The organism is Candidatus Peribacteraceae bacterium (genome assembly GCA_041661065.1).
Classification (GTDB): Bacteria; Patescibacteriota; Gracilibacteria; order Peribacterales; family Peribacteraceae; genus CAIKAD01.
The window spans coordinates 109,711-128,594 of the sequence record JBAZVD010000001.1 but is presented as its reverse complement, the minus strand read 5'-3'; the positions used below and the strand labels follow the sequence as shown (position 1 = coordinate 128,594).

Sequence of the window (18,884 nt, the reverse complement as noted above, 5' to 3'; positions counted from 1 at the left end):
GTATAACTACTACGGGCAAATCGGCGATAACAGCAGTACGAACCGCTACGTACCCGTAGAGGTCCACGGCCTCCTGAACACGGGCTACCTGGGCGACGGAACGAACGGCGGGCCCATTTCCGCCGTCGCAGCGGGCGCCTACCACACCCTGGCGCTCAAGAGCGACGGCAGCCGCGTGTACGCGTGGGGGTATAACTACGATGGCGAATTGGGGCAGAACACCGGCGGCGAGGACACTCCCAATCCCCTCCCCCTGGAAGTGCTGGGCCTGGGAGGCACGGGCAAGCTCGGCGACGGGACCAACGGCGGGCCCATCTCCGCCATTGATGCCGGCCACTACCACAACCTTGCCCTCAAGAGCGACGGCACCCGCGTGTACGCGTGGGGATACAACACCTATGGGCAGGCGGGAGATGACTCCTACTACGACCAAGCGGTTCCCATAGCGGTACCCGGTCTGGGGGATACGGGCTCCCTGGGCGACGGGACCAACGGCGGGCCCATCTCCGCCATTGATGCCGGTTACCACCGCAGCCTTGCGCTCAAGAGCGACGGTTCCGCCGTCTACTCTTGGGGAAATAACACGTATGGCGAGTTGGGGAACAGCACCGCCCCCCTCGCCAAGCGCGCCATTCCGGCGCCGGTGTACGGGCTCACGGGCACGGGATCCGCCCTCGGCGAAGGCGGCGCAAGCGGCGGACCCGTTTCCGCCATTTCGGCCGGGATGTACCACAACATCGCGCTCAAGCAGGACGGAACGAGGGTCTACGCCTGGGGATTGAACATGGACGGGCAGCTGGGGCAGCCGTACTTCTCCTCCGGTTTCATCCCCCGCGCCGTGCAGAACATACCCGAGGTGCGGTCCATTGCCCTCATGGATGTTTCCCAAATCGTTTCGGGAACAAACTACTCGTTGGCGCTCAAGAGCGACGGAACGCGCTTGTACGCCTGGGGGTATAACGCCAGCGGACAATTGGGGCAGAATACCGCCGATGGCGTCTTTCATCCCTTCCCTCTCGCGGTGCGGGGGGTGGGAGGAACGGGCTTCCTGGGCGACGGCACCAACGGCGGTCCCATCTCCGCCATCGCCATGGGGCGCCAACACGCGCTTGCTCTCAAGAGCGACGGCACAAGGGTATACGCGTGGGGGTTGAACAACAGCGCGCAGTTGGGGCAGAACGACAACACCGACAGGTGGGTCCCCGTCGCCGTGCTGGGCGTGGCGGGCACGGGTTTCCTGGGCGACGGCACCAACGGCGGTCCCGTTTCCGCCGTTTCGGCCGGTGCGGCAACCTCCTTCGCCCTCAAGAACGACGGAACCAGAGTGTATGCATGGGGCAGCAACACGAACGGCAAGCTGGGAGACGGCTCCACCACCTCTCGGAAAGTACCGGTGCTCGTGAAGGGCGTTGGCAATACTGGGTACCTGGGCGACGGCACCAATGGCGGGCCCATTTCCGCCATTGCGGCAGGTTATACGCACACCCTGGCGCTCAAGAGCGACGGCACCCGCGTGTACGGATGGGGATGGAACTACTACGGCGACGTGGGCGACGGCACCAACACCCAACGCACGTCTCCGGTGCTCGTGAAGGGCGTGGGGAACACGGGAAACTTGGGGGACGGCACCAACGGCGGGCCCATTTCGGCCATCGCGGCCGGCGATTACCTCTCCCTTGCCCTCAAGAGCGACGGCAGCCGCGTGTACGCGTGGGGGGATAACGCCTACGGGCAATTGGGGCAGGGAACCACCACCGATAGCAACTACCCCGTCGTCGTGCGCGGACTCACGGATACGGGATCCATCCTGGGGGATGGAGGCGCGAGCGGCGGACCCGTTTCCGCCATCGCCGCAAGCAACCACGCCTTGGCGCTCAAGAGCGACGGCAGCCGCGTGTACGCGTGGGGGTGGAACAGGGAGGGACAGCTGGGAGACGGTTCCTACGCCAATCGGTACCATCCGGTGGAGGTGGTCGGCGTGGGGGGCGCGGGCAAGCTGGGCGACGGAGGCGCAGGCGGCGGTCCGGTTTCCTCCATCAAGGGGAGCGGCTACAACAGCGTGGCGCTCAAGAGCGGCGGCAGCCGCGTGTACCTGTGGGGAGACGGGGAGTATGGGGCGAACGGAAACGGATCCCGGGGGGAGAGCACGCTCCCGGTAGAAGCTGCGTATCCCGCCGCCATGCCCCTGGTCGTCCGCGGCACCTGGACGCCGGAGACCTCCACCGTGCTGCTCACCGACGATTACCGCTACGACGCTTCCTCGCCCGCCTACACCCTCATCGAAAACGTAACCTACAACAACCTCACGCTCAACAATAGCGCGGAGGTGTTCGCCCTCAGCGGCGCCACCACGGTGAACGGCAACCTGACGCTTACCGCGGGGACCTTGGACGTGACGGCGGCAAGCCCCACCCTCACGGTGGGCGGAAACTGGACCAACACGGGCACGGGCACCTTCCTCGCACACAGCGGCTCCCTGGTCTTGAGCGGCGCGGGAACCCAGACCGTGAACAGCGGCGGCACCGGCACGGGGAAGACCTTCTGGGCCATACGCCAAACGGGCGCCGGCACGGTAAGGCTCGCGGGGAACGATCTCCTCCTCGGCAGCGGCCTCACGCTCCTCGCGGGCGCGGGCACCTTTGATAACGCGACCAATGACAAGAACATCACGGTGCGCGGGGACGTGACGATGGATAACACGCGAACGGACCTGGGCGACGGGACGTGGACGGTGGGAGGGAGTATGGACTTCGAACATGTAGGGACCTGGAACCGTAACAGTTCTACGACGATCATGACAGGCAGCGGGACCCTTATGACGAAGACCGCCGCCTATTTGCACAACTTCACGGTAGGGACGGGCGCCAGCATTTCCGACCGGAGCACGACGACGGGCGCAGCCGGGACCGTCACCATCAATGGCACCCTCACCATCGCAGACGACAAGCAATTCCGCTGTTTGAACGATTGCCACACCGCTATCGGCGCCACCGGACGCATCACGGGTGCGGGGCAATTCTGGCTCTTCTCACCGGGCAGCGGCGTCGGGATCACCTCGTTCGCCGAAGGCGGTGTTTTCGATGTCGCCTACTTCAACATCTACAAGCCCGGAGCCGCCGCCATCGCGCTGGCAAGCGGAAAATACAACAGCATACTTCGAGTAAGCAACGAAGACCAGGCAAGCACACTGCGTCTCCCCTCGGGCAACTTCATCATCGGAGGGAACGCCTCTTTCAACGCCCAGAGCAACACCCTCGTCATCGACAACGTCAATAATCCCGCCATCACCTTCCTGGGTGACGTGATCGTTACGGAAACGAGCAGCACCCTCACCTGGACCAAGGGCACGGGCACCATCACCCTCTCGGGCGCAACCGCGCAGAGCGTGAACCTCCTCGGGAAGAGCGTGGAGGACGTGGTGATCAATAAGACCCATGGGACGGTGCAGCTCACGGGGACAGGCACATTGGACAGTTTGCTTGTGAGCTCGGGGACGATCGACTTCAACGGCAAGGCCATCACCACCGTTGGTGGCCTGACCATTGGGGCTACGGGGCAAGTGAATCCCGCCGGACTGCCGGGGTCATCCCTGATCGTGGGAGGGAACCTGAGTTTGACGGGGGAAGCCGGTGACCTGCTGAACCTCTCGGCAACGGGCTCCTGGACCTTGAACGTGACGGGGACGGCGACGGCGAGCTATGCCACGGTGAAGGGCGGCGACGCCTCCGCGGGCGCCACCGTCTCGGCAAAGACGAGCGTGACGGACCAGGGGTATAACAAGAACTGGGACTTTGACGTGAGCGGCTGGTCCAACGTGCGCGCCATCACCGTGAGCCACGAGTACGTGGACGAGGACCTGCACGATTTCCCGCTCCTCGTGCGGCTCACATCGGACGCTTCCCTGGCGGAGAACGCGCAGAGCAGCGGAGCCGATATCCGCTTCGCCACATCCACCGGCATGCTCCTCCCCTATGAGAGGGAGGATTACCACGTGCGGGCAAGTTCCGGCTCCGGCCTCTTCTGGGTCAAGGTGCCCACCATCCACAGCGCGCAGGATACGACCATCTACCTCTACTACGGCAACGCCGCCACGGGGGACGGCCAGTGGAAGGAGGGGGTGTGGACGAACGGCTTCGAGGGAGTGTGGCACTTGAACGGCAACGTTCAGGACAGCCTTGCGCAAAACAACGGCATCGATCACGGAACATCCGCCGTAGCGGGCTTGGCGGGAGGCGCGCGCCAATTCACTTCCTCCCAGAGTGATTACATCGACCTCCAAGATCCCGCCTCCTTGCAGCCCTCGCAGATCACCTACTCGCTCTGGTTCAATACAACCGCCGCGCAAACGCAGAGGATGCTGCGGAAGAGGCTGTACGGCTATGAATTGGCGACCACCTCCACCGGAAACGTGCTGAACGGTTTGTGGGAATCCTCGGCGAACAACCTCCAAAGTGCCACGCCGGTCTCCTATAACGACGGCGCGTGGCACTACGCCGCCGTCACGTACGATACCGTGGCAAAGCTCTACGTGGACGACGCCGCCCCTCTCTCCGATGAGGACATCAACAGCGGGAACATCTATTACGCAGCCGGCGGCATCGCCTTGGGACGCGACGGCAACTCCGCAGGTTCGTACTACAGCGGCAGTCTGGACGAAGTCCGCATCAGCAGCGTCGCCCGTACCGCCGCTTGGCTCAAGTTCGAGTACCGCAACATGCTGGGCGAGGAGGCCACCGTGGCGGAATCATCCGGCATGGTCACGGGCAAGCTCTACAGTGACGAGGGCTCCACTCCCCTGGCGGGGAAGACGGTTTCCGTGAGCGTCAACGGCCAGGCTGTTGCCGCTTCCGACGATACGGACGCCAACGGCCAATACGTGCTGGAGAACCTGAGCCTTACCGGCGGCAATGTGCTCACCTTCTTCACGGACGACGAGACGGAGGATGCGGTGACGGTTGTCCTCAGCTCCGGCATCAACATGGCGGGCATCAACCTGTACCAGAACCGCCTGATTGTACGGAGCGAATCAGGCTCCGCTGCCGTGACGAACACGCACTTGGATACGGCAAATAACAGCGGCGACAGTGACATTTCCGCCCTCTACGATGTAACGGGCGGGAATCTCACTGTGGCTTCCGGTAAAGAGCTCCTCGTGTGGACGGGGGATACATATGCACCGGGAGGGGAAGTGACAACCACCGACTTGGACGTAAACGGGACGATGGCGATGGGCGCAAATGCGTACACAATTTCCGGCAACTTCGATGCGGTAGCCAATGCCTTCTCCGCAACGGGCACCGGGACCTTTACCGCCACCACCACGGGGAAGAGCATTACGGCCACGGGCAGTACGCTCGGCAAGGTGAAGTTCGACGGGACGGGAGGAGGGTGGACGCTCCAATCGAACCTTACCATGAGCTCCGCCACCATCCTGGCGGGGAACGTGGTGGATAACGGGAAGACGGTGCGGGTGGATGGGAATATCAACGTCGCGAACATCTCCGGCATCCTCATCTCCACGGGGATTTGGGAGATGAGCGGCAATGGTACCCTGGCGAACGCCGGAATAACCAACCCTTTCGAAGCATTCCGGGTGGCGGATGGCGTCACGACAACGCTCGTAAACCACATGTACACAAGGAAACTGACGGTGGGAACCGCTTCCACACTCACAGGATATTATGGAGTCGTTCTCTACAACTCCACGCAGAACGATCCTTTGGACATGGTGGTGGGTTCCAGCACCATAAACATCACGGCACTCTCGCTCTACCCGTATACGTCCACCGTGCCTCTTACGCAGAAAGCCTTGCAGATCAACGGTGGGTTCGTTGTGGCATACGGCAACACCAACACCGTGCGCATGACGGGGAATTGGAACGTAGGAGGGAACCTTGTCGTGTTCAGTTCTAGCACTTCCACTACGGAAGCGTCGGCACGTGTGTTTGATACCAACGGATACACGTTGACGGTCAACGGCAACCTGACCCTCGGAAACACGTTGCCGGGCTACACCAATAACTACTACGCGAAGCTGCTCCTCAAGAACGGCACACACCGCATTACGGGGAACATTGCGCCTGAGTCCGCTACGGAAGGCCACAGTTACCTGGAGCTCGGTTCAGGGACCGTCCTCGTGGGCGGCAGCATGGACTTCCGCAACATCACCGTCCGCCCCCAGACTTCCACCGTCATCCTTAATAAGACCTCCGGCACGGGTTCCATCAACAGCGGCACGGGGGCGGCCTACAGCGTGTTCCACAACCTCACCCAATCCGGCGCGGGCACGTGGACGGTTTCCGGCTCCCACTTGCAGATCGGCAATAATCTGACGCTCCCGAGCGGCGCGGGGAAGTTTGACGCGGCGAAATATGACAAGAACATCACGGTGCTGGGGAACGTGACGATGGATAACACGCAGACGGATATGGGTGACGGGACGTGGACGGTTTCCGGGAATTTTGACAACAAGGACGTGACGACGATGAACGTCAACAATTCCGTCCTCCACATGATCGGAACGGGGACGCTCACCGCCAAGCCCTACTTGGCCAACCTCACCATCGGGACCGGCGCCACTGTGAACCTGGGGTGGTACTACCTCAGCGGACCCTACAAGAACCTGCACATCTACGGGACATTGGATACGGGCGCTTGGGGAGGAATGCCATCGGGATCCAAAATATACATTCATGCAGGCGGCGAGGTGCGCGGCGTTTCCTTCATCCCCTACAACTGCAGTCCGGGATACGGCATCTTGGAACTCAACGGCCTCTTCAATACGGATCTGGAAATACGGCACGACCTGGGGGGTACCTACGTCCCGGGCACCTACAACGGGGACTGGATGCTTTCGAGCTTCAGTTTTGGGACGATGGATTGGACGACGCGGCTCAGCAGCGGTACGTACCGCATCAACGGCAACCTCACGTTGTACAATAACGACGAAACCAACAACCTCACGATTGACAATGCCACGAACGACCCCAACCTCATCCTCACGGGGAGCCTTATCTACAGCCGCTTGGGCGCCGCCCCCATCACCTGGACCAAAGGTGACGGTATGCTCACCTTCTCCGGCTCCAAAGTGCAAGCCATCAATCCGTTCGGACAGGCGATCGACGACATAACCATCAACAAAACCGGCGGCAGCGCGATATTCACGGGAACGGGCACCCTCAATAGCTTGGATGTGACGCAGGGGACGGTGGACTTCAATGGGAAGGAGATTACGACTATTGGGGATGTGAGTATTGGAGTATTGGGGCAAGTGAACCCCAGGGGTTTGCCCGGTTCCGCAATCACGGTGGGCGGGAATCTGAGCCTGACGGGCGAGAGCGCGGACAAGCTGAACCTCTCCGCAACGGGCGCCTGGACTTTGAACGTAACGGGAACGGCCGCGGCGAGCCACGTGACGGTGCGCAACAGCGATGCCTCCGGCGGGAACACCGTGGTGGCCACGAACAGCACGGACGGAGGGGCCAACCGCAACTGGGCGTTCGAGAGGACGGTGGTGGGGACGCTCTACAGTGACGAGGGCTCCACTCCCCTGGCGGGGAAGAAAATCTCCCTGAGCCTGGGGGGAAGGGCGGTGAGCGGAAGCGGTGTGACGGATGCGGGGGGGCAGTACGTTATCAACCTCACCGCCGTTATGACGGGCGGCACCATTGTGACCCTCTTCGTGGATGATGCGACGGAGGATGCCGTGACGGTTGTCCTCGGCTCCGGAGGGAGCATGACGGGAGTCTCCCTTTATCAAAACAGGTTGATTGTGATGAGCCAATCCGGCTCCGCTGCGGTGACGAACGCGCAGCTGGATACGGCAAATAACAGCGGCGACAGTGACATTGCCGCCATCTACGGCGTGACGGGTGGGAATCTCACTGTAGCTACGGGGAAGGAACTCCTCGTGTGGACGGGCGATGCGTTTGCGCCGGGCGGAACGGTGACTGCGGATGATTACGATATCAATGGCACATTGACCTTGGGGGCCAACGCCTTCACGGTCAATGGGAGCTTTGATGCCACGGGCGGGAGCTTCACCTCTACGGGAACAGGCACCTTTGCGGCTACAAGCGCGGGCAAGACCCTCAAGAGCGACGGAAGCAGCTTCCAAAACATCAAGTTCAACGGCGTGGGAGGCGAATGGACGCTGCAGGATGCGTTGAATGTGGGTGGCACACTCACCGTGACCAATGGCATCGTGGACACGAACGCCGCAGGGAATTATGCCGTGACGGTCGCGGGCACTTTCGACCAATCCTCCACCACCTCCCGCTTCAACGCCAACGCCTCCGTCATCACCTTGAGCGGCAACGGGAACTTTACGGCGGATGGGACCATTGATGCCACGCAGTACAATGATGCGTCGCTCGTGCTCAACGGGGTAAATACCATGGACTACACCAATATTGAGTATCCCAATGGCCTGTACAATTTGACGGTCGGACAAAACGGTAACACGACGACGAAAACCAGCTTTTACTTGCGCATCCGCAATGTGCTGACCATCGGTTCCGGTACGTTCTCCGGCTCCCGCATTATGTTGTTTGGCGCACATCCATTATCCGTTGATGCGGATTCGAATATCGCAGGTGGATATATTGAATTTATGGGAGGCATCACTCAAACCATACCATCGCTCGCGAAGGGGTATAACTGCAGCATTAACGTATCCGCAAACAACACATCCGTCATCCAAACCGGCAACATCACGCTCAATGGAACAAACAATATCAATCTGGATGGCAATGGCTCTGCGTCTTCCGCAAACACCTGGAACACCGACGGCTACAACCTGACGGTTGGCGGCAACATCAAAATCGGCTGGGGTAACGACACCGGCCTCAAGAAGCTCGACGCAACGGGTTCCGAAGGCCGCACCTCCACCATCCTCGTCCGCGGCAACTGGGTGAACAGGGGCAACGGGACCGCCCCCTCACAGTTCGTAGCTGCCGATTCCACGGTGATCATCGGCCACGCTTCCACTGCCCGCTCCGTGAACATCGGCAATACGGGCAGCGGCGCCTTCTACAACCTTACGCAGTCGGGCGCAGCCACGCTCACAGTCTCCGGCAGCAACCTCAAAGTGAACAATGACCTCACCCTCCCAAGCGGCGCCGGAACCTTCGATAACGCCACGTACGACAAAAACATCACGGTGCTGGGGGATGTGACGATGGATAACACGCGGACGGACCTGGGCGACGGCACGTGGACCGTCTACGGCAACGTGGATGCGGACGGCGTGGGCACCTGGAACAGGAACAGCTCTATCTTCAGATTCGCCGGTACCACAGGCTACTACGCCAATGCGCAATCACGGCAATTGAACATCATAGAAGTTGCAACCGGAGCCACCCTCACCACCGCGGGCGCGTTTACGGTCTACGTCAATGGAAACGCCACGGTGTACGGAACGCTCGCGGTAGGAACCAACGGTTATTACATGACCAGCACCACCCAAGTCAGCGTAAAGCGCCTGGGGAGCATCGGCGGAGTAACCCTGTCCAACCCCACAACAGGCGGGCTCGCCGTTTGGGATACCGGCGCCAGGCTGACAAGCCCGCTCACGTTGAACAATCCCAGCGCGACCGCCCTCTTCGCCCCGGGCGATTATTCCGCGGACGACAAGCAGGTCATCATCAATTCCACTGAAGCCGGAAAAATATGGACACCGGCTTCAGGTACTTACACGTTCGCGAACCTTCTCATTCGCACACAAACCATCGGAACGCTGGGCGTGGTTAGCGCCACCAACAATCCGAACTTCATCGTCAAAGGCCCGCTTTCTTTCCAACAGGACGGAGGCGCCATCACCTACACCAAAGGTACCGGCACCATCACCCTCTCGGGCACCGGCGCACAGAACGTCAAATTCCTGGGTCAAAGCGTGGAAGCGGTTGAGGTGAACAAGGCCCACAACGGCATCACCTTCACGGGAACCGGCACCATGACGAGCTTTAACGTGAGCTCGGGCACGGTAAACTTCAACGGGAAGGCAATAACGACTATTGGGGATTTGACCATTGGAGCCACGGGACAGGTGAATCCCACGGGATTACCGGGGACGACGCTCAATGTGGGAGGGAATATGAGTTTGACGGGTGAGACGAACGACAAGCTCAACCTGCAGGCCACGGGCACTTGGACGCTCAATGTGACGGGAACGGCAACAGCGGCCAATGTGAACGTTGCCTACAGCGATGCCTCCGGCGGGAGCACGGTCGTTGCTACGGCAAGCACCAATGGGGGAAATAACAGCAACTGGAGCTTTGGGAAGGATATTACGGGCACGCTCTATGGTGATGAGGGCTCCACTCCCCTCTCCGGCAAGACCGTCTCCGTAAGCGTAAACGGCGCAGCTGTGAGCGGGAGTGATGATACCGATGCGGGAGGGCAGTACGTGATCCACTCCACGGCAGCCATGACGGGAGGGAGCATTGTGACGCTCTTCGTTGATGACGAGACGGAAGACGCGGTGACGGTGGTGCTCAGTTCCGGCTCCAGTATGACGGGGGTTACCCTCTACCAGAACAGGTTGATTGTAATGAGCCAGAGCGGTTCTGCCGCCGTGACCAACACGCAGCTGGATACGGGGGATGGGAACGGCGATAGTGACATTTCCGCCCTCTACTCTGTTGCGGACGGCAATGTGACTGTGGCTACGGGCAAAGAACTCTTGGTGTGGACGGGTGATGCGTACCAGCCTGGGGGAGAGGTGACTGCGGATGATTACGATATCAACGGCACGTTGACGCTGGGGAGCAACGCCTACACCGTGAACGGCAACTGGGACGCAACGGGTGGCTCCTTTACCACCACGGGCACGGGGACGTTTGCCGCCACAAGCAGCAAGACCCTCAAGAGCAACGGGAGCAGCTTCGGGATCATGGTATTCAACGGGACGGGCGGGGGGTGGACGCTGCAGGATGCCCTCTCCGCAACGACGCTCAACCTCCTCGACGGGGCGCTGACGGACGGCGGCAACGCGGTGAACTTTACGAATTTCTACGTCCATACCGCTTTCGACACCTTCACTTCCACCGGCACGTGGACGAGCGTCGCGAATGGCCAACTCTCGGTGTATGACTTCGACTATCCCTCCTTTGCGGTGTACCAGATAGCGGATGGCGTGACAATGACCGTCACCGACCACTTCAGCAGCAACGTCAGCGTTCCCACGTGCAAGAAGCTGATCCTGGGCGAGAACGCCCTCGTCAACTTTACGGAAACCCGTGATAATGTGTACCTGCAGGTACGCTCTCCCTCCGAGGACAATTTCGTCGTCCAGGGCACGGGATCGGATATTACCGGACCTTTGGTCATCAGAAGTGGCACCCGTTCACAGGGCGCATTGGCGGTTTCCGGGAATGTTAAAGTCGGCGGATGGAGCGGCACGCTCACCATGACGGATGACTGGACAGTGGGAGGAAGCCTGCTTGTCAACTATGCCACCTCCTCCACCGTAACGCTCAAGACGAACGGGAACGAGCTCACGGTAGGAGGCGATGTGACGATCGGCGTCGGTAACGATACCACCGCCATAGTGCTGGATGCATCGCGCAACGGGGCGGACGCCACCACCATCGCCGTGGGCGGAAACTGGACCAACTACGCAACGGGATCGGCGCCTTCGCGGTTCATCGCCGATAACTCCACCGTGGTCTTCAATAAGGCCTCCGGCACCCAAACACTCACGAGCGGCGGTACGGGGAGCGGGAACGGCGCTTTCTTCAACCTCACCCACTCCGGAGCGGCTACGGTTCAGGTCTCCACCAACAACCTGAGCGCCAATGGCACTGTGACGCTTGCCGCAACCGCCGGCACCTTGAACATGAACGGCCAGAACCTCACCGCGAGCGGATTGACGGTGAACGGAGGGACGTTTACGGGAGGGGCCGGGAATGTGGATATCAACGGGAATGTGACCATTGCCGGAGGAACGCTCACGGCGCCTTCCGGAGCCTTCACGGTTTCCGGCAACTGGAACAAGTCTGGAGGCACCTTTACGCACTCAAGCGGCACCGTGACGTACGATGCGGCAACGGGCATGCAGATCCTCAACAGCGGTGGAACGGATGAAGGGAGCAGGTTCTATAACGTGGTGCATGCGGGTTCCGGCACGCTGCAACCTGGCACAAACAACCTGACCTTGAGCGGCTCCTTGAGCACCACGGGCTCCGGCACGCTGGACTTCGCCACCTACGATAAGAACATCACCGTGGAGGGGAACGTGACGATGGATAGGGGGAGGGTGGATATGGGGAACGGGACGTGGACCATTGGCAACAGCTTCGATTTCACGGATGTGATGACGTTCAACAGGAACTCCGGCACGGTGGCAATGGCGGGGTCGGGTACGCTCGCCATCAAGACGGGCGGTACCACGCTCAATACGCTGGTGGTCCAGACTGGCGCGACCATCGCATTCAATGCTTCTACCAACATCAATATCGACACGACCCTGCAAGTGTACGGCACGCTGACCATCAACCATAGCAGCGGCATGCTCTACGGCGATACCTCGGTCTACATGCACATCAACCGCCTGGGACGGGTGTCGGGGATCGGAAGGCTTGCGGTGTACCGTGCCGCAAGCGGTTACGGACTCCTCACGTTGGACGGCACACTCGACGCCAACTTCTGGTACTACCGTCCAGGAGCCACGGGGATACTGGTGCCGGGGAGGTACGGCGGCGGCTTGACGATTTGGTCCACCTCGGTCACCAACTGCGTCGCCACTCTCCAAAACGGCACCTACACGGTGGAGGGTCCCTTCCAGTTCAGCACGGACGGCACCAGCGACCTCACGCTGGATATGGCCACCCATAACGCCAACCTCGACCTGCGGGGCAACGTGACACTGGCCACCTCGGGCGCTCCCCTCCTGTGGACCAAAGGCACCGGCACCATCACCCTCTCGGGCGCAACGGCGCAGAGCGTCAACCTCCTCGGGAAGAGCGTGGAAGACATTGTGATCAACAAGACGCATGGTGTGGTGACGTTGACCGGCACCGGCACCACGGATTCACTCCTCGTCTCTTCCGGTACCGTGGACTTCAATGGTCAGGAGATCACGACTGTTGGGGATTTGACCATCGGGACGACGGGCCAGGTGACGGCAGCCAACTTGGATGGTTCCGTGATTACCGTTGGCGGAAACTTGAGCCTGACGGGTGAGGAGAATGATAAGCTCAATCTGGCGGCAACGGGGGAATGGACGCTCACCGTCAACGGGGCTTCCGCAGTTGCCCGTCACGTCACCGTCGCCTACTCCGATGCCTCGGGCGGGCTGGAAATCGATGCGCAGGACGCCAGCAATACCGATGGAGGCGGCAACACCAACTGGGACTTCGGGCAGGCCATCTCCGGCCGGCTCTTCAGTGACGAAGGGGTAACGGGCTTAGAGGGCAAGCGCATCGCCGTGAGCATGAACGGCGGCCCCGCAGTGGGTTCCGGCATCACGAGCGCCAATGGAAGCTACTCCATTGCGGGCGTTCCCAACATGACCGGCGGCACCATTGTGACCCTCTACGTTGAGGACGAGACGGAGAACGCCGTAACGGTGATCCTCGGCTCCGGCACCGCCCTCTCCGGCGCGCACCTGTACCAGAACCGCCTGATCCTCCGCAGTGATTCGGGCTCCGTGGCCTTGGTGAACAACCACCTGGCGGTGGCGGCAAGCAACGGGGATACGGACATCACTGCGCTCCTCACATCCGCATCGGCGTCTGCAGTCACCGTAGCCTCGGGCTACGAACTCTACCTCTGGCCGGGGGACGGTTTTGCCCCCGGGGGTACGGTGACTGCGGATAATTACGATATCAACGGCACGTTGACCATGGGGGCAAACGCCTTCACGGTGAACGGGAGCTTCGATGCCACGGGAGGGGCATTCACCACAACGGGCACAGCGACCTTTGGGGCGACGGCCGCCGGCAAAACCGTTACGAGCAACGGCAACGCCTTCGGGACCGTGACCTTCGACGGCACGGGCGGCGGATGGACGCTGCAGGATAACCTCACGGCCAGCGGCGTCACGGTGACGAACGGGACGCTCACGGACAACGGCAAGACCGTGCGGGTGGACGGGGACCTGAGCGTGGCGAACGCCGCCGGGCGCCTGACCTCCACGGGCATTTGGGAAGTGAGCGCCAGCGCCAACATCAGCAACCCCTCCTTTGCTGCCAATCCGTTCTACGTCCTGCGCATCGCCACGGGCGCCACACTCACGCGGACGGCGAATGTGAACACCAAGGCCTTGGTGATGGGGGCAAACTCCCTCTTGCAAGGGGCAAGTTCGCTCTACGTCACCTACCCCCCCGCCGACCACTTCCTGGACATTCCCGCGAGCGCGGATGTGAATGACGGCACACTCCGAATCTATCCGGTCTCTTCCGTTACCACGGAGCAAAAGGCGTTCCGTGTCTCCTCCTTCGTTTACATTTATTACGCCAACTACTCAACAATACGCATGACGGGGGATTGGAACTGCGATGGTAATCTTACCATTTACGGTGCTCTCACCTCCGATACGGAAGCGGAAGCCCAGACGTTGGACACGAACGGGTACAACCTCACCGTGGGGGGCACCCTCTTGGTGGGCTATGCCTCCTCCGACTACCCGGAGGGGTACCGCGGGCGGGTGCTCTTCAAGAGCGGCAACCACCGTATTGGCGGCCACCTGACAGGCAACAGCACCTACTCCCGCGCATTCTATGACCTGGGTTCCGGCACCATTGTGGTGGGCGGGAACATCGACTTCCGCAGGTCCATTGTGGCCCCGGGTACATCCACCGTTGTCCTCAACGACCACTACGACACGCAGTACATAAACAGCGGCACGGGGACCGCGGCTGTGTTCTACAACTTGACCCACTCCGGCACCGCCATTGTGACCGTCTCCGGCAGCAACCTGAAGGTGAATAACAACCTCACGCTGCAGAGCGGGGCGGGAACCTTCGATAACGCCACCTACGACAAGAACATTACGGTGTTGGGGAACGTGACGATGGATAACACGCAGACGGATATGGGAGACGGGACGTGGACGCTTTCCGGGAACTTTGACAACCAGGACGTAGCAACCTTCAACAGAAACAACAGCGCCCTCATCTTTGGCGCAACTGCAGATCTTGTGAGCAAATCCGCAAACAAGCTCTACCGCATGACGGTCAATACCGGCGCAACGCTCACGGTGCAGGGCGGCGGCGCGTGGATATTCGGCCCGCTCTTCATCTACGGCACGCTCACCTGCACGCAAGACGCATGGGCTTACGGCTCCGTACGCACCGGTCCCAATGGCATCATCACGGGAGCGGATCGGTTCGGCATCATCGGTAATAACCTCAGCCGCGGTGGAAACGATACGATCAACGTCCAAGAGTTCCGCGTCTACCATCCCAGTACAGCCAACGTCATCCCCCCCGGTACCTACGACTCTGCCATCTTCATCATTCACAAGGACGATACCGCGCCTTCATATACCTGGACTCCGCAAGCAGGGACGTACCGCTTTAACGGTGCTTTGAGCATACGGAACTACGGTGGAGGCACCCTCACGCTCAATAACGCCACCAATAACCCCGATTTCCACGTTGCGGGCAGTATCACCGGCAACGAAACGGGCCCCATCATCTGGACCAAAGGCACCGGCACCATCACCCTCTCGGGTGCAACCGCGCAGACCGTGGATTTCTTGGGGAAGAGCGTGGAGGATGTGGTGGTCAATAAGACGCACGGGACGGTCCAATGGACCGGAACCGGTACGCTCGACAGCTTGCTTGTGAGCTCCGGGACGGTGGACTTTAACGGGAAGGAAATTACGACTATTGGGGATTTGAGTATTGGAGTACTGGGGCAAGTGAATCCGGAGGGATTAGCCGGGAGCTCCCTGACCGTGGGAGGGAACCTGAGCTTCACCGGGGCTGCGGGAGACCTCTTGAATCTCTCGGCCACGGGTGCGTGGACGTTGGATGTCACGGGAACGGCCTCGGCGAGCCATGTGACGGTGGCCTACTCCGATGCCTCGGGGGGAACGCAGGTGGAAGCCTCGGACGGGACGAATATGGACGGGGGAAGCAATACGAACTGGAACTTCGATACCGGCGCGCGCTACTGGGTGGGGGCAACAACGGGGAATACCGCCAACTGGAACACAGCTGCGAGCTGGGCGTACATGTCCGGAGGGGCGGGAGGGGCATCGGTGCCCGGACCCGCCACGGCCGTGTACTTCGACGGAGCCGGAGGGAAGGTGGGAGGGTGTACGGTGGATACGACCGTTTCCGTCGCTTCCATCACCGTGAGGGCAGGATACACAGGCGGAGGAGCCAATGACGGCAAGATCAGCGCCGGATCCAACTCCATGACGGTCTCGGGGGCGCTGAATATGTCCGGAGGGACCCTGACGGCGGCGAGCAACAACCTCTCCCTCACCGCCAACAGCATCAGCGCAGCCTCCGGGAGCATCACCACCACCACCACGAGCGGGAACATTGCGGTCAACGCCACGGGAACGGCGGGGAACTTTGTCCTGGGGACCGTGACGGGGGTGGGGACGATCAACGTGGGGAACACCGCTGCTCCCGCTTCGGTGACCCTCAAAGGAGCAGTCACTTCCAGCTCCAACTCCGTCTACATCTACTCCAACGGGGATATCACGCAGGATGGGGCCATAACGGCAAATAGCGGGAACAGCGACGTGAAGTTCTACCCGGATAAGGACAATAACTCCCCCACCTCCACCTTCACCCATACCTCCGGGACGGTGACGGCGACGAATACGTACTTCTACTTCCCCTCCGGCTCCACCACGGCCTTTACGCTGGCGGGTGCGGATGCCTCCGCGGGTACCACGAATTACCTGTACGTCGGCACCACTGCCTCCGATTCCCCCCCGAGCGTCACGATCACGGGAATTGTGACCGGATATTATGTGTACATCCGCTCCCTGGGGAACATCACGCAGAACGGAAACATCAGCGCGAACAGCGGGAACAGTCCCGTGTCCTTCTACCCCGATGTGGACAATAACTCCCCCACCTCCACCTTCACCCATACCTCGGGTACGGTGACGGCGACGGATACGTACTTCTACTTCCCCGAAAGCTCCGTCACGGCCTTTACGCTGGCGGGGCTGGACGCCACGGCGGGGACGACGAATAACGTCTACGTCGGTTCCAATGCAACCAATACCCCCGCAAGTGTGACGCTTTCGGGCGCCGTTGCGGGAAACTCCGATATCTACATCCGCTCCCTGGGCGATATCACGCAGAACGGAAATATCACTGCTAATGCAGGTGAAAGCGTGGCGTACTTCTACCCCGACACGGACAATAACTCCGCAACGGCCACGTTCACCCATACCTCGGGTACGGTGACGGCGACGACCACCTACTTCTTCTCCCCCGCAAGCTCCACCACGGCCTTCACGCTGGAGGGGCTGGATGCCACGGTGGGGACGACGCATAACGTCTACATCGGTTCCAATGCAACCAATGCCCACGCAAGTGTGACCCTTTCGGGATCCATTGCAGCGAATTCCACTCTCTATATCTACTCCCTGGGAAACATCACGCAGAACGGGGATCTCACCGCTAACAGCGGGAACAGCAACGTCAATTTCTACCCCGATATCGACAACAACTCCCCCGCAAGCACGTTCACCCGCACATCGGGGACGATCACGGCGACGGAGGTGTTCTTCTCCTTCCCTTCCGGCTCCACGACCGCATTCACGCTGGAGGGGTTGGATGCCACGGCGGGGGCGACGAACCGCATCTACGTCGGCAACAGTTCCACCACGGCACCCGCAAGCCTTACGCTCTCGGGATCCATTGCGGGGAACGAGAATGCCGACATGCGCTCCCTGGGCGATATCACGCAGAACGGAAATATCACTGCCAATGCAGGTGAAGGCGTGGCGTACTTCTACCCCGATGCGGATAACAACTCCGCCACCTCCACCTTCATCCATACGTCCGGAACTATCACGGCGACGAATACCCGCTTCTACTTCCCCGCAAGTTCGGTAACGGTATTCACGCTGGAGGGGTTGGATGCCACGGCGGGGGATACGAACAGGATAGACGTGGGGGTGGCGGCAGAAACCTCTCCTGCGAGCGTCACGCTCTCCGGCACCATTGTGGGGAATGAGATCATCTACATCCGCTCCCTGGGCGACATCACGCAGAACGCCGGCATTACCGCCAACGGCGGCGCGAACAGCGTCCATTTCTACCCCGACGCGGACAATAACTCCGCAACGTCAACCTTCACCCACACATCAGGGACAATAACAGCACTCGCCACCCGGTTCTCCTTCTCCGCCGGTTCCGTCACGGCCTTCACACTGGAGGGGCTGGATGCCACGGCGGGGGCATCGAACTACATTAATGTGGGTTTGGCGACGGAGTCCTCCCCGGCGAGCGTCACCCTCTCGGGGGCCGTGAAGAGCAATAACACCGTCACCGTGCGTGCGCTTGGGGATATCAATTTGGGTGGGAGGATCATTGCCGGTACGGGTGCGGCTGCCATTGCGCTCTACCCCAACCTAAGCGCGGGGGCGAGTAAGGCGTACGTGACCGAGAATGCCACCTTGAGCGGCAGCACCTTTACGGTCAACGGGAATTGGGAGATCAATACGGGGAAGACCCTCTCCGCAAGCGGAACGGACCTTGCGGCTACGGGGACCTTCAGCAACCTGGGAACCTTGCAGCTGAATGGGACGGAGAGCCTTGCAAGCCTACCGAAGGATACCGATTCCGGGACGGTGGAGTATAACGGGACGACGGATGCCCTCAATTACGGGAACAGCTACAACAATGTGACGTTCAACCATGGGGCGGGAAGCTGGACGCCGGGGGCGGGGCTGACCGTGAATG

At 60.9% G+C, this 18,884-nt stretch carries 1 protein-coding gene (running past both ends of the window); it reads left to right on the top strand.

This entire window lies inside a single protein-coding gene on the top strand: locus tag WC698_00450, encoding a DUF2341 domain-containing protein. The 52,482-nt coding sequence extends 14,492 nt beyond the window's left edge and 19,106 nt beyond its right edge, so the window shows coding positions 14,493-33,376, spanning codon 4,831 (partial) through codon 11,126 (partial); the first complete codon in view begins at nucleotide 2. The start codon and the stop codon both lie outside this window.